27 protein-coding genes and 1 tRNA gene are annotated in these 24449 nt (G+C 55.8%); 25 read left to right on the forward strand and 3 right to left on the reverse strand.

Annotated elements, in window-relative coordinates:
• The first annotated feature begins 36 nt into the window (after nucleotides 1-36).
• The 13 genes from secY to HEQ72_RS09220 all read left to right on the forward strand — a co-directional run bounded on the left by secY (nucleotide 37) and on the right by HEQ72_RS09220 (nucleotide 12629).
• Complete coding sequence (gene secY / locus HEQ72_RS09160) at nucleotides 37-1380, forward strand: preprotein translocase subunit SecY (RefSeq protein ID WP_168023170.1); 1344 nt, start codon at nucleotides 37-39, stop codon at nucleotides 1378-1380.
• The gene (locus HEQ72_RS09165) at nucleotides 1380-2036 is read left to right on the forward strand and encodes an adenylate kinase (protein ID WP_168019957.1); all 657 of its coding nucleotides are present in this window, start codon (nucleotides 1380-1382) and stop codon (nucleotides 2034-2036) included. The genes secY and HEQ72_RS09165 overlap by 1 nt, the downstream gene beginning before the upstream one ends.
• Nucleotides 2037-2190: 154 nt before the next feature.
• Nucleotides 2191-2559, forward strand: a complete 369-nt coding sequence (rpsM, locus tag HEQ72_RS09170; RefSeq protein ID WP_168019956.1) for a 30S ribosomal protein S13 — start codon at nucleotides 2191-2193, stop codon at nucleotides 2557-2559.
• 24 nt (nucleotides 2560-2583) lie between these two features.
• Nucleotides 2584-2976: a 30S ribosomal protein S11 gene (rpsK, locus tag HEQ72_RS09175; RefSeq protein ID WP_168023171.1), complete on the forward strand. Its 393-nt coding sequence runs from the start codon at nucleotides 2584-2586 to the stop codon at nucleotides 2974-2976.
• Between the two features lie 180 nt (nucleotides 2977-3156).
• Nucleotides 3157-4173 (forward strand): DNA-directed RNA polymerase subunit alpha, encoded by a 1017-nt coding sequence (locus HEQ72_RS09180; protein WP_066132171.1) that lies wholly within the window; start codon nucleotides 3157-3159, stop codon nucleotides 4171-4173.
• 182 nt (nucleotides 4174-4355) lie between these two features.
• Nucleotides 4356-4781: a 50S ribosomal protein L17 gene (gene rplQ, locus HEQ72_RS09185; RefSeq protein WP_066132168.1), complete on the forward strand. Its 426-nt coding sequence runs from the start codon at nucleotides 4356-4358 to the stop codon at nucleotides 4779-4781.
• A gap of 149 nt (nucleotides 4782-4930) precedes the next feature.
• Nucleotides 4931-6340 (forward strand): Do family serine endopeptidase, encoded by a 1410-nt coding sequence (locus HEQ72_RS09190; protein WP_322099505.1) that lies wholly within the window; start codon nucleotides 4931-4933, stop codon nucleotides 6338-6340.
• Between the two features lies 1 nt (nucleotide 6341).
• Nucleotides 6342-7646 carry a replication-associated recombination protein A gene (locus tag HEQ72_RS09195; RefSeq protein WP_168023173.1) on the forward strand — a complete coding sequence of 435 codons (1305 nt, stop codon included), beginning with the start codon at nucleotides 6342-6344 and terminating at the stop codon, nucleotides 7644-7646.
• Nucleotides 7643-8026 carry a fluoride efflux transporter CrcB gene (gene crcB, locus HEQ72_RS09200; RefSeq protein ID WP_168023174.1) on the forward strand — a complete coding sequence of 128 codons (384 nt, stop codon included), beginning with the start codon at nucleotides 7643-7645 and terminating at the stop codon, nucleotides 8024-8026. Before HEQ72_RS09195 ends, crcB begins: the two co-directional genes overlap by 4 nt.
• Nucleotides 8023-9042: an RluA family pseudouridine synthase gene (locus HEQ72_RS09205; protein ID WP_168023175.1), complete on the forward strand. Its 1020-nt coding sequence runs from the start codon at nucleotides 8023-8025 to the stop codon at nucleotides 9040-9042. Before crcB ends, HEQ72_RS09205 begins: the two co-directional genes overlap by 4 nt.
• Entirely contained in the window at nucleotides 9039-9722 is a 684-nt protein-coding gene (locus HEQ72_RS09210; protein ID WP_168023176.1) for an HAD family hydrolase, read from the forward strand. The genes HEQ72_RS09205 and HEQ72_RS09210 overlap by 4 nt, the downstream gene beginning before the upstream one ends.
• On the forward strand, nucleotides 9722-11872 hold the full coding sequence (locus HEQ72_RS09215) for an AsmA family protein (RefSeq protein WP_168023177.1): 2151 nt from the start codon (nucleotides 9722-9724) through the stop codon (nucleotides 11870-11872). The genes HEQ72_RS09210 and HEQ72_RS09215 overlap by 1 nt, the downstream gene beginning before the upstream one ends.
• A 46-nt stretch (nucleotides 11873-11918) precedes the next feature.
• Nucleotides 11919-12629, forward strand: coding sequence for an ATP12 family chaperone protein (locus HEQ72_RS09220; protein WP_168023178.1), 711 nt, complete (start codon nucleotides 11919-11921; stop codon nucleotides 12627-12629).
• Between the two features lies 1 nt (nucleotide 12630).
• Here HEQ72_RS09220 and HEQ72_RS09225 read toward each other — a convergent pair whose 3' ends face one another.
• Nucleotides 12631-13191, reverse strand: coding sequence for a septation protein A (locus tag HEQ72_RS09225; protein WP_168019939.1), 561 nt, complete (start codon nucleotides 13189-13191; stop codon nucleotides 12631-12633).
• 172 nt (nucleotides 13192-13363) lie between these two features.
• Between HEQ72_RS09225 and HEQ72_RS09230 the strand changes: the two genes are divergently transcribed.
• Entirely contained in the window at nucleotides 13364-14416 is a 1053-nt protein-coding gene (locus HEQ72_RS09230; RefSeq protein ID WP_168019938.1) for an aspartate-semialdehyde dehydrogenase, read from the forward strand.
• Between the two features lie 159 nt (nucleotides 14417-14575).
• A complete protein-coding gene (locus HEQ72_RS09235; protein ID WP_066132140.1) occupies nucleotides 14576-14845 on the forward strand; it encodes a hypothetical protein in 270 nt (89 codons plus the stop codon).
• A 64-nt stretch (nucleotides 14846-14909) separates the two neighbouring features.
• Here HEQ72_RS09235 and lipB read toward each other — a convergent pair whose 3' ends face one another.
• The gene (gene lipB / locus HEQ72_RS09240; RefSeq protein ID WP_168019937.1) at nucleotides 14910-15602 is read right to left on the reverse strand and encodes a lipoyl(octanoyl) transferase LipB; all 693 of its coding nucleotides are present in this window, start codon (nucleotides 15600-15602) and stop codon (nucleotides 14910-14912) included.
• A 140-nt stretch (nucleotides 15603-15742) separates the two neighbouring features.
• Between lipB and HEQ72_RS09245 the strand changes: the two genes are divergently transcribed.
• Nucleotides 15743-15829: transfer RNA gene (locus tag HEQ72_RS09245), tRNA-Leu, on the forward strand.
• Nucleotides 15830-15929: 100 nt separating this feature from the next.
• Nucleotides 15930-16316, forward strand: coding sequence for a VOC family protein (locus HEQ72_RS09250; protein ID WP_168019936.1), 387 nt, complete (start codon nucleotides 15930-15932; stop codon nucleotides 16314-16316).
• Here the strand turns inward: HEQ72_RS09250 and HEQ72_RS09255 are convergent.
• Nucleotides 16313-17689 (reverse strand): hypothetical protein, encoded by a 1377-nt coding sequence (locus HEQ72_RS09255; protein WP_168023179.1) that lies wholly within the window; start codon nucleotides 17687-17689, stop codon nucleotides 16313-16315. The two genes, HEQ72_RS09250 and HEQ72_RS09255, sit on opposite strands and share 4 nt — an antisense overlap.
• A 311-nt stretch (nucleotides 17690-18000) precedes the next feature.
• Here HEQ72_RS09255 and HEQ72_RS09260 point away from each other — a divergent pair, with 311 nt between their 5' ends.
• The 8 genes from HEQ72_RS09260 (at nucleotide 18001) to HEQ72_RS09295 (ending at nucleotide 24341) form a co-directional block, all read left to right on the forward strand.
• A complete protein-coding gene (locus HEQ72_RS09260) occupies nucleotides 18001-19197 on the forward strand; it encodes an acetyl-CoA C-acyltransferase (protein WP_168023180.1) in 1197 nt (398 codons plus the stop codon).
• A 156-nt stretch (nucleotides 19198-19353) separates the two neighbouring features.
• On the forward strand, nucleotides 19354-19986 hold the full coding sequence (locus tag HEQ72_RS09265) for a carbonic anhydrase (protein WP_168019931.1): 633 nt from the start codon (nucleotides 19354-19356) through the stop codon (nucleotides 19984-19986).
• Between the two features lie 38 nt (nucleotides 19987-20024).
• Nucleotides 20025-21170, forward strand: coding sequence for an acyl-CoA dehydrogenase family protein (locus HEQ72_RS09270; protein ID WP_168019930.1), 1146 nt, complete (start codon nucleotides 20025-20027; stop codon nucleotides 21168-21170).
• Nucleotides 21170-21778, forward strand: a complete 609-nt coding sequence (locus tag HEQ72_RS09275) for a 2-hydroxychromene-2-carboxylate isomerase (protein ID WP_168023181.1) — start codon at nucleotides 21170-21172, stop codon at nucleotides 21776-21778. Before HEQ72_RS09270 ends, HEQ72_RS09275 begins: the two co-directional genes overlap by 1 nt.
• Entirely contained in the window at nucleotides 21779-22246 is a 468-nt protein-coding gene (locus HEQ72_RS09280; RefSeq protein WP_168023182.1) for a rhodanese-like domain-containing protein, read from the forward strand.
• Nucleotides 22247-22356: 110 nt separating this feature from the next.
• Complete coding sequence (locus HEQ72_RS09285) at nucleotides 22357-22773, forward strand: hypothetical protein (RefSeq protein WP_168023183.1); 417 nt, start codon at nucleotides 22357-22359, stop codon at nucleotides 22771-22773.
• Nucleotides 22774-23089: 316 nt separating this feature from the next.
• Entirely contained in the window at nucleotides 23090-23659 is a 570-nt protein-coding gene (locus HEQ72_RS09290; protein WP_066132118.1) for a response regulator, read from the forward strand.
• A 58-nt stretch (nucleotides 23660-23717) separates the two neighbouring features.
• Entirely contained in the window at nucleotides 23718-24341 is a 624-nt protein-coding gene (locus HEQ72_RS09295) for a phosphorelay protein (RefSeq protein WP_322099196.1), read from the forward strand.
• The last annotated feature ends 108 nt before the right edge of the window (nucleotides 24342-24449 follow it).

Consider the following 24449-nt stretch of genomic DNA (forward strand, 5'->3'; position numbering starts at 1 on the left):
CTCCCCGTTGTACATTTTTGATACCTGGAGCGTCGCATGGCTTCTGCTGCCGAGCAACTTGCTGCCAATATGAACTGGGGCGTTTTCGCCCAGGCTACGGAGCTGAAAAAGCGCATTTGGTTCACCTTGGGTGCGCTGATTGTGTATCGTCTCGGCACGTATATTCCTTTGCCTGGTATTGACCCACACGCATTGGCGGACGTTTTTTCCCGTAATCAGGGTGGCATCCTTGGGATGTTTGACATGCTGGCTGGTGGTGCCCTCAGCCGTATGACTCTGTTTGCTCTTAATATTATGCCCTACATTTCAGCCTCGATCATTCTTCAGCTTCTGACGACAATGACGCCGTCAATGATCGCTCTGAAGAAGGAGGGTGAGGCTGGTCGTAAGAAAATTAATCAGTACACGCGTTACCTTACTGTTGTGATTGCAGCGTTCCAGGCTTGGGCAATCGCTGCTGGGCTGGAGTCCATGACTGGTAGCGGTGGTGCTGTTGTTGTTGATCCTGGTCTTTTCTTCCGTTTTACAACCGTCGTGACCCTTGTCGGTGGAACGATGTTTCTCATGTGGCTGGGAGAGCAGATAACGGCAAGAGGTGTCGGTAATGGTATCTCGCTTATTATCTTTGCTGGTATTGTAGCAAATCTGCCGCAGGCCCTTGTTGCGACTTTGGAGCTGGGCCGCACCGGGGCGTTGCATCCGTTGTTGATTCTTCTTCTTCTTCTGATGGCTGTTGGCGTTATTGCCTTTATTGTGTTTATGGAACGAGCGCAACGCCGTATCCTGATACAATATCCAAAGCGCCAAGTAGGCAACCGTTTGTATGGCGGTGAAAGCACGCACCTGCCCTTGAAGATTAACACTGCGGGTGTGATACCGCCCATCTTTGCCAGTTCAATACTATTGCTGCCGACAACTGTGGCCAGTTTTTATGCGGGCAGCGGACCTGACTGGCTTCAGGGATTGGTTGGTTGGCTTGGTCATGGGCAACCAATTTATATGTTGCTATATGCTGCGCTGATTGCGTTCTTTGCTTTCTTCTACACAGCTGTTGTTTTTAACCCCCATGAAACGGCAGATAATCTGAAGAAGCACGGTGGATTTATTCCGGGCATTCGTCCGGGAAAGAATACAGCTGAGTATATGGATTATGTGTTGACCCGTCTGACGGTCGTTGGTGCTCTTTATCTTGTCTTTATTTCCATTTTGCCCGAGATTCTGATTACACGTTTGGCTGTTCCGTTTTACTTTGGTGGGACCAGCCTTTTGATTGTTGTTAGTGTGACTATGGATACAGTTACGCAAGTCCAGTCTCATCTTTTGGCACATCAATATGAAGGGCTTATCAGAAAGTCGAAGTTGAAAGGGCGGCGAGGCTGATGGCGGGAAAAAGACTGATTCTTATGGGGCCTCCCGGTGGGGGCAAAGGAACTCAGGCGCAGAGGCTTCGTGAACGCTACGGCATTGTCCAGCTTTCAACAGGCGAAATGCTTCGCGCGGCTGTGGCTGCAAAGAGTGCAACAGGCTTGCAGGCAAAGGCAGTGATGGATAGCGGCCATCTGGTTTCAGATGAGATTGTCATTAATCTTATTGATGACCGCCTTGATTGTGATGATGCTCGTCAGGGCTTTATTCTGGACGGTTTTCCGCGCAATATTGCTCAAGCACAGGCGCTTGATGTGCTGATAGCCAAGAAGGGTGTTGTGCTGGATGCTGCTATTGAGTTGCAGGTGCCCGATGATCTTCTCGTTGAGCGGATTGTTGGTCGCTTTACCTGCGATGCGTGTGGGGCCGGTTATCATGATACCTTCAAGAATCCCAAAGCGGCAGGGGTTTGCGATTCGTGTGGGGGTACCAAGTTTTCCCGTCGTGATGATGATAATGAAGACACGGTTCGCAAGCGCTTGGTTGCTTATCATGCGCAGACAGCGCCCCTTATCCCCTATTATAGGGCGCGGAATCTCTTGTATGTCGTTGATGGTGCAAGAGATATTGATGTTGTTACAAGCGAGCTGGAAGCTTTGCTTGGTTCGTAAGGTGGGGTGTGCGTCAGGTTTCTGGCCTTGTGTGTCATGGGCATGGTTGACTTGCCGGTAGCAGTGAATATAATCGCGCTCCTTCCGAGTCTGACTGCGGACAGAAACATTGGCGGCATTCTTTGTCGTTTGGAAAATTTAAGGAGTACGGGCCTTGGCGCGTATCGCTGGCGTTAACATTCCGACCAACAAGCGCGTGGAAGTCGCGCTGACATATATTTACGGCATTGGTCCAAAGCATGCGAAAGACATCTGCGAAAAGATGTCCTTTGCACCGTCCCTCAGGGTCAATCAAATGTCAGATGAAGATGTTCTTCGTCTGCGTGAGTTGATTGACAGCGCCTATAAAGTGGAAGGTGACCTGCGTCGCGAAGTTGCGATGAACATCAAGCGTCTGATGGATCTTGGCTGCTATCGCGGTCTGCGCCATCGTAAAGGGCTTCCTGTTCGTGGTCAGCGTACCCACACCAATGCCCGTACCCGCAAGGGACCGGCAAAGCCGATCGCCGGCAAGAAGAAGTAATTAGAGAGAAGGCAAGATACGGCAATGGCCAAGGCAGCTGCTGCGCGTCCCCGTCGTCGCGAACGCAAAAACATCACGTCCGGAATTGCCCACGTGAATGCGACCTTCAACAATACAATCATCACCATAACGGACGTGCAGGGGAATTCAATCTCTTGGTCCTCTGCTGGTATGCAGGGCTTCAAGGGCTCCCGCAAATCCACGCCGTATGCCGCACAAGTGGCCGCTGAAGATGCGTGTCGCAAGGCTCTGGACCATGGTATGAAGACGCTGGAGGTTGAGGTTGCTGGACCAGGCTCTGGTCGTGAGTCCGCCCTGAGAGCCTTGGTTTCAGCCGGGTTTATTGTTACCTCCATTCGTGATGTTACCCCTATACCGCACAATGGCTGTCGCCCGCGTAAGCGGCGTAGGGTCTGATTATCAGATTCGTTTTGTGTGACCGCCGCCCCGGATCGTTCCGGGGCATGGCGGCTTTGGTGTGATGAACCGAATGCCGTGTTGCGATGAGGCGCCCCTTGTTTCAGTATCTCTGCTGATTTCAAGGTCGGTCATTGTCAGCACGGTTTGGCCTGGCCCCGTTAGCAAGAGGGTGCATCCGTGATCCAGAAAAACTGGCAGGAACTAATCAAACCGCAAAAACTCAACGTCGAGCCCGGTGACGATCCCGCGTGCACGGCAACCGTTGTTGCAGAACCGCTTGAGCGCGGCTTTGGCATGACCTTGGGTAACGCCCTGCGTCGTGTTTTGATGTCTTCCCTCCAGGGTGCGGCTGTTACCGCTATCCAGATTGAAGGCGTTCTCCACGAGTTTTCCTCTGTCCCCGGTGTCAGGGAAGATGTCACAGATATCATCCTGAATATCAAGGCTCTTGCCTTGAGAATGCAGGGTGAAGGTTCGAAGCGCATGACCCTCAAGGCAACGGGTCCGTGTGTTGTGACAGCCGGAAATATTGAAACTGGTCATGGTGTAGAGGTGCTGAATCCCGACTTGGTGATTTGTCATCTTGATACCAATGCCTCCTTTAACATGGAGTTGACCGTTGATACCGGCAAGGGTTACGTGCCGGCCGCGAATAATCGTTCCGAGGACTCGCCTATAGGTCTGATCCCCGTTGATTCGATTTTTGCTCCGGTTCGTCGCGTGTCCTATCGCGTTGAGAATGCGCGTGTTGGTCAGGTGACGGACTACGACAAGCTGGTCATGAACGTGGAGACCAATGGTGCTGTTACGCCGGAAGATGCGGTTGCTTTGGCGGCTCGTATTCTCCAGGATCAACTTGCTCTGTTTATCAATTTCGACGAGCCGCAGGCTGCTTCCGAGGCGTACAAGGAAGATGATCTGCCATTCAACCGTAATCTGTTGAGGAAGGTTGATGAGCTGGAATTGAGTGTTCGTTCGTTCAATTGTCTGAAGAACGACAATATTTGCTACATTGGTGATCTGGTTCAGAAGACCGAAGCAGAGATGCTTCGTACTCCGAACTTTGGTCGCAAGTCCTTGAATGAGATCAAGCACCTGCTGGCGCACATGTCCCTGCATCTTGGTATGGAAGTGCCGAACTGGCCGCCTGAGAACATCGAAGAGCTTGCCAAGAAGCTTGAAGACCCTTATTGACCACCGGATCCGGCCTGCTTACAGAGAACTGTGCTCTTGAGCAGGCCGGTGCTGTTTTTGGTTTGGGGGCATAATGCCCCGTACTTGTTCTGCATCGCTTCCATAAATTTAAAACTGGCGGCGGGAACAAGAATTCTCATCGGCTCCGTGAGCGGGGCCAAGAAACTGGAAAGGAGACAGCCATGCGTCACGGAATGTCCGGCCGCAAACTCAATCGTACCTCGTCCCACCGCAAGGCTATGTTTGCCAACATGGCTGCCGCTCTCATCCGGCACGAGCAAATTCGTACCACTTTGCCTAAGGCAAAGGATCTGCGTCCGATCGCCGAGAAGTTGATTACGCTTGCCAAGCGCGGCGACCTTCATGCCCGTCGTCAGGCGATTGCCCAGATCGGTGACGAGACAGTAGTCAGCAAGCTGTTCTCTGTTCTGGCAGAGCGTTATCAGGGTCGGCCCGGTGGCTATACGCGCGTTCTGAAGGCTGGTTTCCGCTATGGTGACTGTGCCCCTATGGCGATTATCGAGCTGGTTGATCGTGATCCTGCCGCCAAGGGTGCTGAAGACAAGGCCCGTGTTGCAGCAGAACTGGCAGCTGCCGAGCAGGAATAACCAAATCTGCCGCGTGTGTTGTTGTGGAGGGCAGTCTGATCAGGCTGCCCTTTCTGCTTTCTGGCCTTGGGTGTTAATCCGGGCTGGTATTTCGTGTTTTGATGTCCCACGTTACAAACAGGCTGTGTTGTGTTGGTGAGGATGTTGTTGTGCGTTTTCTGAATCTGGTATTGCTGTGCTTGCTGATAGGCCCTGTCTGGCCGGCTACGGGTGCAGATTCTGAGGTTCCATCCTCTCGTCAAACGGTGACTCTTTCGTTTGCTCCGGTTGTGAAGCGCACCGCTCCGGCTGTTGTGAACATTTATACCAAAAAGGTTATCGTTACCCGAGAGACGTTGCCTTTGATGGCGGATCCTTTCTTCCGTCGTTTTTTGGGTGATGCTCCGGGCTTCGGTATTCCCCGTGAAAGAATTCAGAATTCTTTGGGGTCGGGGGTGATCCTGCGTCCGGATGGGGTTGTCGTTACGAATAACCACGTTATCGATGGCGCGGCCGAGATTACGGTTGTCCTGTCGGATCGCAGGGAGTTTGAGGCAGAGCTGGTCGGGGCGGATCCCCGTACGGATTTGGCGGTTCTAAGACTGAAGGATGGGCCGAAGTCCCTTCCTTTTCTTGAGCTGGCTGATTCCGGCGCACTGGAGGTTGGCGATCTGGTGATTGCGATCGGGAATCCTTTTGGTGTTGGTCAAACGGTCACCAGTGGCATCATTTCCGCGTTGGCGCGGACCAATATCGGTGTTTCTGATTACCGTTCATTTATTCAGACTGATGCTGCCATTAATCCCGGTAATTCCGGTGGAGCACTGGTTACGACAGATGGCCGTCTGGCTGGTGTCAACACGGCTATCTACAGCCGTGATGGCGGTAGTCTGGGGCTGGGTTTTGCTATTCCTTCCAATATGGTGAACACGACGGTCAAAAGTATTCTTGCGACAGGAAAGGCTGTTCGCCCTTGGCTTGGTGCTGGTGGACAGGTTGCTGACTCGAAGCTTGTTGAATCCTTGGGCTTGGATCGTCCCGGTGGTGTGCTGGTGGCGCGCATTGACCCTGACAGTCCGGCAGAGCGGGCTGGATTGAAGCGCGGCGATGTGATCATTGCTGTTAACGGACATGATGTGATGGATTGGCAGGCCCTGCGTTATCAGATTGCCAGTCTGGAGCTGGGGAGCCGTGCGGAGCTGTCCGTCATTCGCAAGGGTAAGCCGGTTCAGCTTGCTTTTGCCCTGGAGCCACCGCCGGAAAACCCGCCGCGCCAGGAAACGGAAATCAAGGGTCCTCGCAATCCCCTAGATGGTATCCGTCTGGCAAATGCCAATCAGGCCTTGGCCGAGGAAACCGGGTGGGATGTTTTTACGGGGCAGGTTGTTGTGACAGCGGTGCGTCGTAATGGCTATGCAGTCCGTCTTGGCATACAGCCGGGTGATGTTTTGCAGTCCATCAACGGCAAGAAAGTGATTGCGGTGCCTGATGCGGTTTCCCTGCTGGAGCAGCCCGCTCCGGGAGGGTGGCTTATCACCGTTCTACGTGACGGCAATGTCATGAACTTCCGGATACGGTGACATGGCCGGTTTGTTTGAACAGGCTGCGCCACGTCCGCTCGCAGATCGTCTCAGGCCCCAGCAGCTTTCGGATGTGGTAGGGCAGGCTCATCTTCTGGCAGAGGATGGGCCCTTGGGGCGCATGCTGCGGACACAGCGCCTGTCCTCGGTTATCCTCTGGGGGCCTCCGGGGTGTGGAAAGACCACAATTGCCCGGCTGCTGGCCGAACAGACGGAGCTTCATTTTGAACCCCTGTCAGCTGTTTTTTCCGGTGTGGCTGACTTGCGCAAGGTTTTTGATGCTGCCAAGCAGCGGCGTTCTGTCGGCCGGGGCACCTTGTTGTTCGTGGACGAGATCCATCGTTTCAACCGTGCACAGCAGGATGCTTTTTTGCCCTACGTGGAGGACGGAACCATTACCTTGGTCGGGGCAACTACCGAGAACCCCAGTTTCGAGTTGAATGCTGCTTTGCTGTCGCGGGCGCGGGTCCTTGTTCTCAGGCGTCTGGACGATGATGCGCTGGAGCAGCTTCTGGCCCGCGCAGAAGAGATCATGGCTCGGCCTTTGCCCTTGGAACCTGATGCGCGTGAGCAAATGCGGGCGATGGCCGATGGTGACGGGCGCTATATGCTTGCGATGGCCGAAGAGGTTTTTGGAAGCGCAACCGGTGTATTTCTGGGGACAGAGGATCTGGTTCGCCTGCTTCAGAAGCGTGCCCCCGTTTATGACAAGGATCGAGAGGGGCACTATAACCTGATTTCCGCCTTGCATAAGTCTCTTCGGGGATCGGACCCGGATGCGGCTCTGTACTGGTGCGCTCGTATGATCGAGGGTGGTGAGGATCCTGCCTATATTCTGCGCCGGCTTGTCCGGTTTGCTGTGGAGGATATCGGTCTGGCCGACCCTGCGGCCCTGGATCAGGCGATTGCGGCATGGGATGCCTTTGACCGGCTGGGGTCTCCGGAAGGAGAGCTGGCCTTGGCGCAGCTTGTCCTGTATCTGGGGACAGCCCCGAAATCCAATGCGGCTTATGTGGCCTGGAAGGCGGCCCGCAAGGCGGCCCGGCAAACTGGGTCGCTGACGCCTCCGCCCCATATTCTCAATGCCCCGACTGCCTTGATGAAGACTTTGGGGTATGGGGCGGGGTATGCCTATGATCATGATCAACCGGATGGATTCTCCGGGCAGGACTATTTCCCCGAGGGGATGGAGCGGGTGCCGTTCTATAACCCTCCCGAGCGTGGATTCGAGAGGGAAATACGCCGCCGTCTGGATTACTGGGGCCGATTGCGGGCCCGTCGTGTCGCGATGAAAGGCAAGCCATGAGCGTGTGGGCTGTTGTTGCAGTGGCGGTTGGCGGGGCTTTGGGGTCTGTGCTGCGGTATGCGGTGATGGCGAGTGTTGGGCGTTGGGCTGGATCGGGCTTTCCGTGGGGTACTCTGGTGGTCAATGTCGCCGGGTCCCTGATTATGGGGGTTCTGGTCGAGATTATTGCCAGAAAATGGTCATTACCGGCTTTCTGGCAGGTTTTTTTGTTTGTCGGCGTTCTTGGCGGGTTTACAACCTTCTCTACGTTTTCCCTGGATCTGGCGATGCTGATGGATCGTCATGCCGGTCTGGCTGCTGTTTATGCGGTTGGATCCGTTGTGGTGGGAACGGCAGCCCTGTTTGTGGGGATGGCCTTGGTACGCTGGAGTATGTCATGAGTGTTCAATTGATCCCTGTTGCGGCAGACGAAGCTGATGTGCGTCTGGATCGCTGGTTCCGCCGCCGTTGGCCGGCTGTATCCCAGGGACGTCTGGAAAAGTTGTTGCGCACGGGGCAGGTGCGTGTTGACGGGCGCCGTGCCAAGGCAGGGCAACGGCTTGAAGCAGGGCAGGTGGTCAGAATTCCCCCTCTGCCGGCAGATCCAGAAGACCACGCCGATGCAATGCCGGCTCGCAGTGCCGCACCTGCTATTCGTCCTGATGATGAGGCGATGATCCTGGAATCCATCCTGTACCGTGATGATGATGTCATTGTGCTGAACAAGCCACCCGGGTTGGCTGTGCAGGGAGGGACCAATACCAAGGTGCATGTTGATGCCCTGCTGGATGTTCTGCGCTTTGACAGTCGGGAACGTCCTCGTCTGGTGCATCGTCTGGACAAGGATACCTCTGGCATTCTGGTGCTGGCCCGCTCCGCTCGCTCTGCGTCTGCCTTGGCGTCGTCGTTCCGTTCCCGCGCTGCCCGCAAGATCTACTGGGCGCTGGTTGTCGGGTATCCCAATCCGTCCCGGGGGAGTATCCGGGCACCGGTTGCCAAGGTTCCGGTCGCCGGCGTCGAGAAGATGGAAGTCAATGTGGAAGAGGGGCAGGCCGCTCGTACCGAGTTTGCGGTTCTGGACAAGGCCGGGCGCTGTGTAACCTGGCTGCATCTGGAGCCATTGACCGGCCGGACCCATCAGCTGCGTGTTCACTGTGCCTATCTGGGAACACCCATTCTGGGGGATGGGAAATACGGTGGGGCCGAGGCCCATATCCAGGGCGAAGGTATATCGCGGAAGCTGCATCTGCACGCGCGGGCACTACGTATCCCGCATCCGTCCGGACGGGGGGAGTTGACGATACAAGCCCCACTGCCCAGGCATATGGCCAGTAGCTTTGAGGCCTTCGGGTTTGATGAGAAGGACGTTGCCGATCCTTTTGCGGTGCTTCCGGAAACGACACGCAAGAAAAAATGACCACGCCTCTACGTCTTGTGTTGTGGGATGTGGACGGGACACTTCTGAACTCCCGTTTCCTGATTCTGGAAACCATGCATGAGGCATGCCGGCAAGAGAGGATTGCCTGCCCGTCTGCAAGCCTTGTTGCCCGTGGAACGGGGTTGCCTCTTGCGGACATGGTGGCCTTTGTTTTGCCAGATTATGATGCTGCTGTTCATCAGCGTGTGGCTGTGGCGTACCGTCGGATCTTTCCTGCGTTGCGGGAGAAAGGTGATGGCCATGACCGTCTGTTCCCGCATATCCGGTCCGTGCTGGATGATTTGCGGAAGCAAGAGATCCTGATGGGGCTTGTGACGGGCATGGGACGCCGCAGTGTTCTTGCGTTTGTGGAGCGTTACGGTCTGGCGGATTATTTTGTGATGGTTGGTACTGCGGATGACGGGCCTGGAAAGCCCAGTCCCTTTCTTGTTGAACGGGCTGTTTGCCAGACGGGTGCAGAGCGGAAAAATACGGTTGTGATTGGTGATACATCTTTTGATATGATGATGGCCCGCGCTGCCGGGGTATCAGCCATTGGCGTGGCATGGGGCAATCATGATATATCCGGGTTGTGGCAGGCTGGTGCTGAGGCCGTGGCAGAAGAGCCGGCTGTCTTGCCGGCATTGATCGGGCGTGTGTTGGGCAGGGGACAAGAATAATGCGTATTTCAACGGTGTTGAAGAGCCTTGTGGCTCTTGTTGTGGTGGCGGTTATTAGTGTGGCCGTTGTGTTATCAACGCTGGACGTTAACAAGTACAAGGATGTGGTTGCCGCCCAGGTTGAGGCCATGACAGGCCGTCGTCTGACTCTTGACGGAAATCTTGACCTTGCCTTGGGGTTCAGTCCGGCGATTGTTGTCAACCAGGCCAGCTTTGCGAATGCGTCTTGGGGATCGCGCCCTCACATGGTGTCTGTTGAACGGGTTGAGTCTGAACTGGCACTGATTCCGGCCCTGTTCGGTGATATCCGCGTTGGGCGCCTGGTGCTGATCCGGCCGGATATCCTTCTGGAAACCAATGCCAAGGGGGTTGGAAACTGGGAATTCCCGGTTGGCAAGCCCGAGGGGCAGAAGAAGCCCGCCGCATCGGCACCGTCTGGATCCCCCGCACCTGATGCAGCCCCTTCGGCAGGGGCTCCCATACCCTTCCTGGCGTCGGTTCTGATCAAGGATGGCCGCCTGACTTGGCGGGATGGCAAGACCGGTGCGACCAAGGTTCTTGAGCTTGCAGGTGTCAGTCTGGGGGCTTCGTCCCCTCATGATCCGGTTTCGCTTGATATTCGTGGTTCGTTTAATGCTGTTGGATTTGATGTAGCTGGTGGGCTTGGTCCCGTTGCAGCCTTGTTGAGCAAGGATAGTGACGGGAAGCCTTGGCCCTTGTCTGTAAAAGGTGATTTGGGGGGCATTGATTTTACAGCCGATGGGGCCATCAAGGATCCGTTGTCCGGGGCCGGGTTGGCGTTGAAGCTGCATATCCGCGCATCATCCTTGGAAAAGCTGAAGCCTTTGGTCGGGGATGTTCCAAAAATTCCGGCTGTGGATCTTGCCGCGTCTGTTTCCGGTGGTGGAACAGCCTGGAAGGTATCGGACCTTGTCCTCTCATCCGGTTCATCAAAAGTGACGGGGACCGTGGGGATAGAGACCGGAGGAGCTCGCCCTCGCGTGGATGTTGCCCTGCAGTCCCCTCTTCTTGACCTGAAGGCATTGCTGCCTTCATCACAGTCAACAGGCAAGGCTGCGCCAACCTCAGGTACGGGGTCTGTTTCCGCCGGGGGGACGGCGGGTTCACATTCTGGCAAGGTCTTTTCAGCAGAGCGTCTTGATCTTTCCGGCCTGAAGGCTGTTGATGCCCGTTTTGATGTTCAGGTATCCCGCCTGGTGATGCCTGATGCGGTTGAGCTTGAAGCCGTGGCGGCAAAGGGGGAGTTGGTCAACGGTCGACTTGGCATGACGCCGGCCAGCATGCGCTTGGGTGATGGAGCTATTACCGCCAACATCCATCTTGCCGCTCCGTCCGGGCCTGCAGATTTCAAGCTTGATGCCAAGGCAGACAAGGTGGTTCTGGGGCGTGTATTCAGCCAGATCGGCAAAACCGACCTGTTGTCGGGCGTGCCTTCCGATGCCACGGTTTCACTAAAAGCCAATGGGTCTTCGGTTGCTGCCCTCATGGCTTCCCTGGACGGTCGTATCCTGGTCCGCATGGGGGAGGGGCGCATCAATAATGCCCTGATTGACTGGGCTGGTGCCGACATCATCAACCAGTTGGCCGAGCAGCTGAATCCTGTCGGCAAGGGTGAGCCAAATACTCACCTGATGTGCGGCGTGATTAATGTGCAGGCCAACCATGGTGTACTGGGTTGGGACAAGCAGATTGCCTTTGAAACAGCCAAGATGAATGTGGTGTCATCAGGCAAGGTGGACCTTGGTCGGGAAGCTCTGGATGTCGGGGTTCGTCCGTCTGCCAAGGGAGGTGTCGGGGTTGGCGCCGGGGCGTTGGCAGATTTCCTGCGCTTGCAGGGTACATTGGCCAGTCCATCCATTGGTATTGATGCTGCTGGTGTGGCCAAGACAGCCCTGTCCATAGCCGGTGTGCTGGCTGGCGGTGGCGGAGGCAAGAGCCTGTTGGGGGCTCTGCAGGGAGGGAATGCTGCGGGTTCGTCGTCTGCTGATTCATCGCCGTGTGCGACGGCCCTGGGGCAGGGAGGTAAATCCTCTTCCTCTGATGGGGCACAACCGTCCAAACAGGCCCCGGCAGCACCCGATAACCCGGTTGACTCGATCAAGAAGGGGCTGAAAGGGCTTCTGCGCTAGAAGTGGTGCGTACATTGTGGAAAGTAGGTCATTGATTTTGGAACAGATGCAGCGGCCCCGGCGCTTCTGGAAGCATGTTACCGTTTGTTGTGATGGTGATGCGGGATACGGCGTTGAGCTGGACGGCAAGTCTATCAACGTCGCCTCCGGCAGGCCGTTGCAGGTGCAGGCGCGTGCCTTGGCCGAAGCCATTGCCCGTGAATGGAACGATCAGGGGGACAGTCTGTCTTTTGCTGCCATGCCAATAACCCGGTTGGCCAGCGCGGCTGTGGATCGTACGGAAGATCAACGTTCAGCCCTGATTGAAGGGCTGATGGACCATGTACACGGTGATGTCCTTTTTTATCATGCCGCAGATCCGGCTGACTTGGTTGAGCTACAGGCCGTGACGTGGGGTCCGCTGCTGGCTTGGGCTGGGGATGTCTTGGGGGTAAAGCCCCTGACGACCCGTGGGCTTATGCCGGTGCAGCAGGACAGTGCCTATATCGCGGCGGTGAGGCAGGCCATAACGGGCCTGACCAACGAGATGCTGACCGTTTTCCATGGAGTTGCATCGGGTTGCAACTCGTTGATTCTTGCCTTGGCTCTTGTGCGTAGGCACATTGATGCGGCGACAGCGTTTGATGCCTCCCTTCTTGACGAGCTGTACCAGTCATCCCTGTGGGGGGAGGATGACGAGGCTGTACAACGCCGGGCGGCCTTGCGCCAGGATCTGGTGCAGATGGAGGTCTATGCTTCTTTGCTGGGTACGCAATAGTTCATGATGTCTCGGCCTCTTCCTGGTCAGTGCATTGATGGCGCAGGAGTACCGGCGTTTGGGCAATGGCAAATAGAAGGGTCAGGGGCAGGATCCCGAAGACCTTGAAGCTGACCCAAGTATCGGTATCCATGGTCCGCCATACAACTTCATTCAGACCTGCCAGCATGACGAAGTAGCTGATCCACAGCAGGCTCAGCAGTTTCCATCCCTGTTCCGTCAGTTTGATGCTGCCGTCGAGCAGGGTGCGCAGGAAGATTTTCCCGCCAAGAAGCCCGCCGCCCAGAACGGCTGCCATGCCAAGGCTGAACAAGGTTGGCTTCAACTTGATAAACATGTCGTTGTCGAGGGCAATTGTCAGCCCGCCCAGCACACCAACAAAACCTCCGCCGATCAGCAGCATGGGGGGGATGGTCTTGCTATGGAGGTAGAAGATTCCCAGTGACACGATCAGTGCCACCATGAAGGCCGCTGTGGCGGTTACCAGTCCAAACCGACTGTTGGCAAAAAAGAAGATCAGTAAAGGGCCCATCTCCAGGGTAAATTTAAGCCATTTATTCATGACATCTATGGTATCCGTACAGTATCTGTTTTCCGGTTAAGGGCGGTACCATGCCAGATTGCGGCATTTTGGGCAAATACTCCCTGTGTGAGGGGTTTCCTGTTCTCCTTTTCTGTATCGCCTGATATAAATCCCACCGTGTTCCAAGGTTCATATACAGGACTTCTTTTTCATGTCTCACCATGTTGCCGCTGGTCCCCGTGTTGCTGTTGTCGGTGTAACCGGGGCTGTCGGGAAGGAGATGGTGCGCGTTCTGGCCGACCGTGCTTTTCCCCTCTCTGATCTGCGCCTTTTCGCCTCTGCCCGCTCTGCTGGCAAGACGTGCCAGACGGCCTATGGCACCAAGACGGTGGAGGCATTTTCAGTCGATGCCGCTGCAGAGTGTGATATAGCCCTGCTGGCTGTATCAGGCGATTTTGCGCAGCAACATGCTCCACGGCTGGCTGCTCGCGGGGTTGTGGTGATCGATAACTCCTCTGCCTTCCGGTATGACGAGGGGACCCCGCTTGTTGTGCCGGAGATCAATCCATCGGCTGTTATAGATTCGCAGATTATTGCCAATCCCAACTGTACGACGGCGATCCTGTCGGTTGCCCTGTGGCCTTTGCATCAGGTGTTTGGCCTGAAAAGGGTTATGGTGTCCACGTATCAGGCGGCATCTGGTGCCGGCGCTGAAGGTATGGCGGAGCTGGAAGAGCAGGCCCGCGCGTGGCTGGATACGGGCAAGGCCGGGCATTCTGTTTTTGCTCACCCCCTGCCTTTTAACCTTATCCCGCATATCGATGCCTTCCAGGATAACGGTTATACCCGTGAAGAGATGAAGGTCACTTGGGAAACCCGCAAGATTCTCGGGCTGGCTGATTTGCCGGTTTCCTGTACGTCCGTGCGTATTCCAACCATGCGTGCCCATGCCGAGACTGTTGTCGTTGAGACCGAGAAGCCCGTTGATCCGGTTGTTGCCCGCGATGTCATGGCGGCAGCTCCCGGTGTTGTTGTGGTTGATGATCCCCGGGAACGCCGGTATCCCATGCCCCTGACTGCATCGGGCCGTTATGATGTGGAGGTTGGGCGTATCCGGCAGAGCCTGGCTTTTGGTTCTCATGGGCTGGAGTTCTTTTTGTGCGGGGATCAGCTGCTGAAGGGAGCCGCCCTGAACGCCGTGCAAATTGCAGAAGAGCTGGTTCGTCAGCGCGGCGATGCCTTGCAGCCAAAGGCTTGGGCATGAAAGCAGGAGCAGCCTGAAGGCGGTTTGGGCTGGTGTCTTTCGGAAAAAGGCGGTATCGGTGTCGGGTAACGACGGGCTGGCCATTGCCCCGCGGATATCCGGGATCTGTCTGGCATTCCCCGCGAGAACTGGCCTTGAAAAGAACTGGAGAACGAGAGCATGGCTCAGAATGTGGTTTATGTTGTTGTCGGGCAAGCCCGTCCTGATACAGCAGATGAAGGCAGTGATCCTGTTGCCATCAGCGTAATGTTGACGGCTGACGATCCGGACCAAGCTGTTGAGCATGCCGTTGATGCTCTGGAAGAAGATGGTTTCGAAGATGTGGAGATCGAGCAGGTCGGGGAAATTGATGAAGCTCCCGACAATGACCTGCGTGCGCCTTATGATGCGGCCCTGTCTGGCGAGATTGCCATCATAGAGTACGAGTGAATATTCAGTCTTGAACAGAGTGCAAGCCGGGGTTCTGCTGTTGCAGGCCCCGGTTTTTGTATGATCATGCCTGTGTTTTCGGGGATACAGACGGACGTTTTTGCATCGGGCCAGTGGCCTGTGCGCCGAAAACCGTCTCAAAGGTTTTTTGTAACAGCGTATCCATGTCTTTGATCGAGATGGACACGCCCAGATCCTGTAGGCTTGTAACGCCATGGCTGCTGATGCCGCAGGGAATAATGCCCTGGAAGTGCGTAAGATCAGGGGCAATGTTCAGGGCAAAGCCGTGTAGGGTGACCCAGCGTTTGACCCGTACACCAATGGCCGCGATCTTGTCTTCGCGGCCATTCCCCCGGTTAATCCATATTCCAACCCGGTCCGTCCGCCGCTCCCCGTTGATGTCCAGGGTGCGCAAGGCCTGGATCAGCCATTCCTCCAAGGCATGTACGTAGCAGCGGATGTCCTGTGTGCGTTGCTTCAGATCCAGCATGACGTATCCAACCCGCTGTCCAGGCCCGTGATAGGTATAGTGCCCGCCGCGCCCGGTCTCATAAACAGGGAATGCGTCGGGACGTAGAAGCTCCTCCGCCCGCGCGCTGGTACCTGCTGTATAGAGCGGGGGGTGTTCCAAGAGCCATACCAACTCTTCGGCATGGCCGGTTGATATGGCGTTGCCCCGCTTTTCCATGGTGGCAACAGCATCGGGGTAGGGAACGGGGGTGTCGGACAGCCACCATTCAGGGGCGGGTGAAAACATAGGGATCCTCGTAAAATCGTGCTTGATTGCAGGAAGGTGAAGTGCTATTCCACTGGCTCCCTGATGGCAAGGGGCTGTGTAGAAACAGTGCTGTGCCGCAAAGGGTTGGACAGTTTTGTGAAGATCGTTTTTACAACAGTGCGGTCGTGGCGGAATTGGTAGACGCGCAGCGTTGAGGTCGCTGTGGCCGAAAGGTCGTGGAAGTTCGAGTCTTCTCGACCGCACCATTGTAAAAATGAGAAACCCGTCGCCTGTGGTGACGGGTTTTTATTTTGGTATTGTCCCTGTGAGCCTGGGGCCCAGGTCCAGGGAGGCCGGAGATTGATCATGCATGGACATGTGTACTGGACCGAACTGATTACTGCAGATGTGGAAGCTGCGCGTGATTTCTATGGGTCTGTTTTTAATTGGTCCTTCTCGGAAATACCAACACCGGACGGGCATTACTGGTTGGCCTTTGATGCGGATGACACACCGGTTTGCGGGTTCTGTCAGGCCGGTACCGCAGGGCGCCCGGCTGGCGCTGGTGATCTCTGGCTTAGCTATATTGCTGTTCCTGATGTGGATCTTTGTATGGCGATGGCGCGTCAGTCCGGCGGTTCCATAGCGGTTGGTCCGTTCGATATGCCGGGTGTCGGGTGTCTGGCCATCCTGAAGGATGCGGCTGGTGCGTTGCTTGGTGTTATTGCGCCTTCTTCTGGCGCATCAACTTAGCGGAATGTGATGTACTGGGCGACGGGGCCGTCCAACATGTCTGAATTCTGGATCAGCTGCTGGATCTCGGCCTCACTCTTGATCGAGCCGTTTTTGCGCATATCGCCCACCTGTTCCTTGAGGGCTGTCAGGGCCTTGATGCCTTCCGGCGTTTGCAGGGGGCCTTCAAAGAACTTACGGCCCAAGCCGGGCTTGGTAAACAGGCCCTCACAAATATACAGGGCTTCCCCGAAGGTGGATGGTGTCTTGCCCACAATCCCCAGTGCCCGCAAGACATCCAGAGGCAGCATTTCCAAGTAGCGGTCACAGAACAGCTGAATGCGGTCGATTTTATCCTTGCGGTCTACCTTGTCCGTGGTCCGGATGTCCTTGACCACGTTTCCAAGCCCTTCCAGGATATCTGGCGGCATGCCCAGCATGGCCGTAAACCATGATCCGAAGATTTTATCTGCAAGGCCCAAGTCTGTCTCGAACTTGTGCCCGGATACCTTGGGTTCTCCGCGGCTGGCGCGCTCTTCGTTAACCTTGTCGGTGATGTCCCGTATTTCCCACTTTCCCAAGACGGTAATTGCCTCGGGGTCTGTGATGGATCCAAAAGCCTCACCAATATCGCGGATCTGCTCAACGCATGTGAAGTGTACGCCGATGGCGCGGATTGTGTCGGGCTGCCAAGCTGCGATGTTTTTGAAGCCCGAGCGCAGGACCTGTCGCAAGGCCCGCAGGTGATAAGCCTTCAGGGTTGCCATGGCATAGAGCACATCAGGGTCTATTTCGACCAGGGCTTGCCCAATTGATGTTCCGAATCCTTGGATAAGCTCGGTCATGGCCAGTTGCTGGAATTGGGACAGAACACGCAGACGGGGCAGGGCTTCCGGTGAGCGAATGACACCAACCAGTCGTTTCAATGCCTTGGGGTTTTTGCGGAAGATCGATTTTACAGCCCGGTCGATGAAATACATCTGGGCTTGTTCAATGGTCAGCCCACAGGCACCCATGAACGAGCGTCCCTTGTCCGGAGTTACCTGCTTTCCTGTTGTGTCAATCAGCCGGAACACATTGGAATTCCAAGCCGAAACAAAGATACGCAGTGCTCTTTCAATGCATTCGTCCTTGCGCATGGCCGCAGTGAGCGATACCCCGGCCAAGCGTCGCTCACCCTCTGGTAATGCCTTGGCCTCTATACGTTGCAGGATGGGGTAGATCTCGCCGACAACCCGCATCAGGCGGTCCTGACGCTGTCCCTCCATTTTATTGAACGTATTGCGAAGGATTCCTTTGAACGGGGGAGGGACCAAGGACAGGACAGGGCCATCACCTTCGCCGTCGCCGATGATCAGAAGGGGGGTTTCCAGTTGAGCTCTGACATCCGACATTCCAGATCCTGCGCCGCCCGTTGTTGACCATCATGCTGGCTCCGAAGGGGAACCACGGTCAATAGATGGTGTGTTATGGTGGTATGTGTGTGTCTGAAAGACGAAAAACGCCAGCAATTTCTTAACTATTTCATTATTGCAGAGATTGATTTATTCCAAGTTTTACATTCTTTAGTTGACGTTGGCCGTATGGAAACTTAGCGTATCGGGCGTTTTGACCCGGGGTGTTCATACAAGGGGCGTTATGTTTGTAAATAGCGATTCTGGTCCGGGCGAGTCGGGTGTTGCGACCATGGTGTAACGGGGGATATATGATCAGAAGGGGGGATGACCCGGTTGTCATCGTGGGGGCTGCGCGTACCCCGACAGGGGGGTTTCGGGGATGTTTGTCTTCCCTGTCCTGTCCGGCGCTGGGCAGTGTTGCTGTCCGTGCGGCTGTCGAACGTTCGGGGGTTGATGTCGCTGACGTCGATGAAGTGGTGATGGGGTGTGTCCTGTCTGCCGGGCTTGGGCAGGCTCCGGCTCGTCAGGCTTTACGGGGGGCCGGTTTTCCGGATCGCGTCGCGGCGACGACTGTTAACAAAATGTGCGGTTCCGGAATGCGTGCCGCGATGATGGCCCATGACATGCTGGTGGCTGGTTCGGCTTCGGTCGTTGTGGCCGGTGGCATGGAAAGCATGAGCAATGCCCCCTATTTGCTTGAGAATGCCCGATCAGGACTGAGAATGGGGCATGGGAGGGTGCTGGACCACATGTTCCTGGATGGGCTGGAGGATGCCTACGATCGTGGGCGACTGATGGGTGCTTTTGCTGAAGATACAGTAGCCGCCTATGGTTTCTCCCGCCAACAGCAGGATGCTTTTGCCTTGGGCAGTCTGGAGCGTGCCCTTGCCGCAGCCCGCAGTGGCGCAACCGCTGCCGAAATTGCTCCTGTAGCCGTGCCTGCCGGGAATGGTGAGGCCCAGGTTACTGTTGATGAGCCGCCTACCTTGGCGCGGCCGGAGAAAATACCCACTCTGAAGCCGGCATTTCGCCCTGATGGTACGATAACGGCAGCCAATGCATCTTCCATTTCCGATGGCGCTGCTGCTTTGGTGATGATGCGCTTGTCAGAAGCGGAACGGCGTGGGCTTTCTCCTGTGGCCACGCTGGTAGCGCAGGCCACAGAAGCGCGGGAGCCGCCACAGTTTACCACGGCTCCGGTTGGCGCTATCCAGAGAGTTCTTGGCAAAGCGGGATGGTCGAAGCGGGACGTTGATCTGTGGGAAATCAATGAGGCATTTGCCGTGGTAACCATGGTAGCAATCCACGACCTTGGGCTGCCACATGATGCTGTGAACATTCATGGGGGAGCCTGTGCCCTGGGGCACCCGATCGGGGCATCCGGGGCGCGCATTGTAGTGACCTTGCTGCAGGCCTTGCGTCGGAACGGCTTGAAGCGTGGTGTTGCAAGCCTTTGTATCGGTGGTGGAGAGGCAACGGCCTTGGCGCTTGAATTGGCTGTGTGAATCCGTGACACTCGGCGCCCGCCGGGCTTTGTTATGAAAGAGTACAAAAACAGTCTTGATTGCATTACGTATGTGCACCAATGTGGCGTCCGTTGCTTCCGGGCAGAGGCTTGGCCGGGTGCTGTTGCAACTGGGTGACACACAGGAGCTTATGAAATGACAGGAACAATGGAAAAAATCAGGACGATTGACAGGATGGTAGCGGGCTTTCGGGCTTTTCGCTCGACCTATTACGAGCAAAGGCCGGAGAGGGCAGTATCTCTTGTCGAGGGTGCCCAGCAGCCGGAGGTGCTCCTGATTGCCTGTTCCGACAGCCGTGTTGATCCGGCTATCCTGACCAATGCCGAGCCGGGTGAGCTGTTCGTCGTGCGTAACGTGGCCGCCCTGGTCCCCCCGTGTGAGCAGGATGGGGCCTACCATGGCACCTCGGCGGCAATAGAATATGCTGTGCGTGACCTGAAGGTTGCCGATGTGATTGTGCTGGCCCACTCCGGCTGTGGTGGTATGCGGGCCTTGGTTGCCGCCCGTCAGGGGCAGAAGATGGATCGCCCGTTTATCAATCCCTGGATCTCGCTGATGGGTGATTGTGCCGGGCATGAGGATGATGACCCTGATCCGGTCAGCCAGAGTTCCTTGCGCAGGTCGTTGTCCAACCTGAGGACATTCCCGTTTGTCCGCGATGCCGAGAATGCAGGCAAGATTGCTCTGCACGGCTGGTGGTTTGACATGCGTGAAGGCATCCTGTGGCAACTTGATCAAGAGAGTGACACGTTCGTGCAGATGGTCTAGGCCTGTGGCCAGGGGTGGATAAACAGGGGGGAACAGGGATGCCTTTTGATGATCAGCAGGCCATGGTGCGTGACATGGCCCGCGCCTTTGCCTGTGCGGAGCTTCGCCCGCATGCAGCCCGTTGGGACCGGGAGCATGCGGTTCCCCGCTCTGTTCTGGCCAGGATGGGCGAGCTTGGTTTTATGGGGATGCTCGTCCCTCCGGAATGGGGCGGTGCCGGCATGGATTATCAGTCGTATGCCTTGGCGGTTGAGGAAATTGCTGCCGGCTGTGGTGCTGTCTCAACGATTATGAGTGTGCACAACTCGGTGGCTTGCATGCCACTTCTTCTTTACGGAACTGAGTCTCAGCAGAGCACGTTCCTTCGTCCTTTGGCACAGGGACAGATGCTTGGCGCCTTTTGTCTGACCGAACCTCAAGCTGGATCGGATGCCTCTGCCTTGAGGACCCGTGCGGTTGCGGATGGTGATGCCTGGGTCCTGAATGGCTCCAAGATGTTCGTAACGTCAGGGCGCAATGCCGATGTTGCCATTGTTTTTGCCGTGACAGATCCCGACGCGGGAAAGAAGGGAATCTCTGCTTTTATTGTGCCCACATCCCTGCCGGGCTGGCAGGTGCTCAGGGTCGAGGAAAAGCTGGGGCTGCATGCCTCTGATACCTGCCAGATTGCTCTTGATAACATACGTCTTCCCGGTACCTTGATGTTGGGACAGCTTGGGGATGGATATCGCATTGCCTTGTCCAATCTGGAAGGTGGCCGTATCGGCATAGCAGCCCAGGCAGTGGGTATGGCTCGGGCGGCGTTTGAATTAGCCCGTGATTATGCTTGCCAAAGAGAAACCTTTGGTCGCCCCCTGATAGAGCATCAGGCGCTGGCTTTTCGTTTGGCGGACATGAAAACGCAGATCGCTGCCGCCCGTCTTATGGTATCTGAGGCTGCCGCGTGTCGTGACAGTGGTCGTTCTGCTTTGACCGAAGCCAGCATGGCCAAGCTTTTTGCATCGGAGATGGCAGAGCGTGTATGTTCAGCAGCGCTGCAAATGTTTGGCGGGTATGGGTATATGCGGGACTGCGAAGTGGAGCGCATATACAGGGATGTCAGGGTTTGCCAGATCTATGAAGGAACCAGCGATGTCCAGCGTATGGTCATCGCCCGGGCCATCGCTCAGGAGTGTAGTGCGTGATGTCCAGTAAAAAGCCTGTTGAATTCTGGTTTGATTTTTCCAGTCCCTATGCCTATCTGGCATCAGCCCAGATCGAGGAAATTGCGGATGAACACGGTCGTTCTGTTGTTTGGCGGCCATTCCTTCTGGGTGCAGTGTTCAAAGAAACCGGGGCCAAGCCAAACGTGGATAATCCGTTCAAGAAAGAATACATGGGGCGCGATGTTCCGCGCTTTGCTCGTCTTTATGAAATGGACTTTGTCTGGCCGGATCCGTTCCCGGTTTCCACATTGATCCCGGCCCGGATCTTTTACTGGGTTGAAGGCTACAAACCAGAAAAAACAGCTGATTTTGTTGGTTCTGTCTTTGATGCCTTCTTTTCCCGTGGTCACAATATTGCCGAGAAGGATGTGGCGCTGGATGCTGCATCAAAGATCGGGCTGGATCGTGCTGTTCTGGATGAAGCCCTGGAAGAGCCAATGATCAAGGAACGACTTAAGAACATTAATAACGAAGCTGTCCGGCGCAAGATTTTTGGTGCCCCTGTGACCGTTGTGGACGGAGAAATGTTTTGGGGGGCCGATCGTTTGTGGATGGTGGAGGAGTGGCTGCAAAGCGGGGGATGGTAAATGGTTCTGGCTCGTGGATTTCGTCAGCTTCTTGATGAGGCATATGCCCGTATAGAGACAGTTTCCGTGCCAGATGCACTGGCTCTGCACGCTGATCCGGGCGTTTTGTTTGTTGATGTCCGTGATATCCGTGAGCTGGCCCGTGATGGTGTGATACCGGGGTCGTTTCATGCGCCCCGTGGATTGTTGGAGTTCTGGGTTGATCCTGACAGCCCGTACTTTCGTAGTGTCTTTGGAGAGGGGCGTAGGCTGGTTCTTTACTGTGCCTCGGCATGGCGTTCCGCTCTTGCGTGCCAGACTTTGGTGGAGATGGGGGTATCTTCCGTCTGTCATCTGGGCGGGGGGTTGCGGGCTTGGCGTGACGCGGGGGGGCGGTTGTTTCCATATCCGATGGCTAAGGCGCTGGTGCTTCTGTCTCGCCTGTTTCTACGAGGCCGGTTAAAGTGGTGCGGCCGGTTGAGGCAATAGACTGGAAACAGGGCCGATACAGATGGTACGGTGGCGTCTGTTGCTGTGGGGTTACGTCTGGGTATCTGATGGAGTGCGTTTCCTCCGTTACGGGCAAGAAGGGGTGTAGCATGGCAGCCGAGTCGAAGGGCAATGTGTGGGAAAATAGCACGTTATGCGTCTTTGCCGGTCTCGCGCGGGATTCCCAGTGTCTGGCACGTGATTTATCGGTGCTGGTAACCAGCGTGGGCGTGCATGATGATTTTGATTCGCCCAGCTTTCACAGTGATTTGGATGCATTGACCGGCATTCTGGCTTCTGGAGCGGCAGCCCAAGCCATCCGGGATGCCTTGACGGATGATGATCGCGCTGTTTTGCGTGACATGAAGCCGGTCTATACTCTGTTGGCTCACCGTTTTTTTCTTGATTTTCAGTCTGATGATGACGCCGCTCGTTCGGCATTAGCCTCTGCGCGTGTTCTTCTTGACCAGTGCCGGGCTATTGTGTCGCGATTGTTTGCGGCCTTGGGCTCTGTGGATAATGTTTGAGTCGGGTGCAAGTGCATCCCTGCTACAGCAGGGTGTTATGGCCTGAAGGGGGGTATGGGCCTGTGTTTCCTCGTGTTGCCGGATTATGTGTCTGAGAGCCGGATGTGCAGGGGGCTTTTTGGGCTGGATTTGGCCCGTGAAGCGTAGTCTGGCCAGCCATGGTCCGTTGGTATGACATAGACTTTACATACAGTCTCTTTGATAATCGGCCAGACTATGTGGGTCCAGGGTTGATTCTGCCCGGATCTTCTGGTGGCGCCGGAGTATGGCAGCCCCGAATCCCCCACGCGGGGCGAGGCGGCAGAAAGGGTAGCGGATGAGCGGTTATAACCTGGATCGCCTCAACTTCCTTGTCGTGGATGACAACAAGCACATGCGTGCGTTGGTCAAGACCTTGCTGCATGCCCTTGGATCCAAGAACGTTCACGAAGCCGCAGATGGTGCCGATGCCTTCAAGGAATTGCGCCATTTTCCGGCCGACGTTATTATCTGCGACTGGAATATGTCCCCGTTGGACGGACTGGACTTTGTGCGTCTGGTGCGGACCGGCAAGGACAGCCCAAACCCGTTTGTCCCGATTATTATGCTGACAGGGCATACGGAAATGCACCGGGTGATTGAAGCCCGTGATTCCGGTATCCACGAATTTTTGGCCAAGCCAATTTCGGCCAAGGGGCTTTATTCGCGTATACGGTCGATTATCGAGCGTCCGCGCCCCTTTGTACGTGCGGGTCTCTACTTTGGCCCGGATCGGCGCCGCCGCCAGATTGACTGGAAGGGACCGGAGCGGCGCAAGGTCAACCAGGAAGCGATCAAGCAGGCTGTGGATCAGGTTGAGGATGGAGGCCTGAGCCAGTCTGAGGTTGAAGCTCTTCTGGGCGGATAAGAAACTTTCTGCCATTATCGCCCCATGTAACCGAATTTTCGGAACAGGAGGCCCGAGCGTGACGACTGAAAAGAAGCAGAATAACCAGGCATCATCCGTTGGCGAGGAGGAGGTGGAACGTCCTCCCGTCAGCCCGGAAGAGCTGGAGGAGATGCTTCGCCAGCTGGCAGATGCCAAAGCCGCAGCTTTATCCCGTACGGGCGTTGAGGTTGTTCAGCCACCTCACAAAATCAAGGACAAGGTTTCTGTTTCTGCTTCGGGCGTCAGTCCGGAAATGCTGGATCGTGCGGAGAAGGTCATGACGTCTATGGCCGGTGATTATCTTACTTGGGCGGGGGAAGATCTGCAGCGTTTGCAGGATCTCTATGAGCGTCTGGAAAAAACGCCACCGGCCGAAGCCAAGCCCGTCCTGCGCGAGCTTTTCTCGCTGGCTCATGACATGAAAGGGCAGGGGGGAAGTTTCGGGTATGGTTTGGTAACCGTCATTGGAAACATGCTGTGTCGTTTGATAGAGAAGCTGGAGAATGACTGGCGTTCCAGTTATCTCGCTGTGATCAAGGTTCACGTCGATGCCTTGCGTCTGGTGATTTCAGGGCGCATGCAAGGTGATGGCGGTCGTGCAGGTGAGAATATGATCAGCGGTCTGGAAGCAACCTTGACCAAAACCCTGAAGGGTGGGTAACCGGTCATTCCTCACTGTTGTTGTAATCCAGCCCCGGCCTTGTGTCGGGGCTCTTATTATGCGGCAGATCGAGGTTTTTTTGTTATTTAGCCTGACATGACATTATCA

The organism is Haematospirillum sp. 15-248, from assembly GCF_012102665.1.
Lineage (GTDB): Bacteria > Pseudomonadota > Alphaproteobacteria > Rhodospirillales > Rhodospirillaceae > Haematospirillum.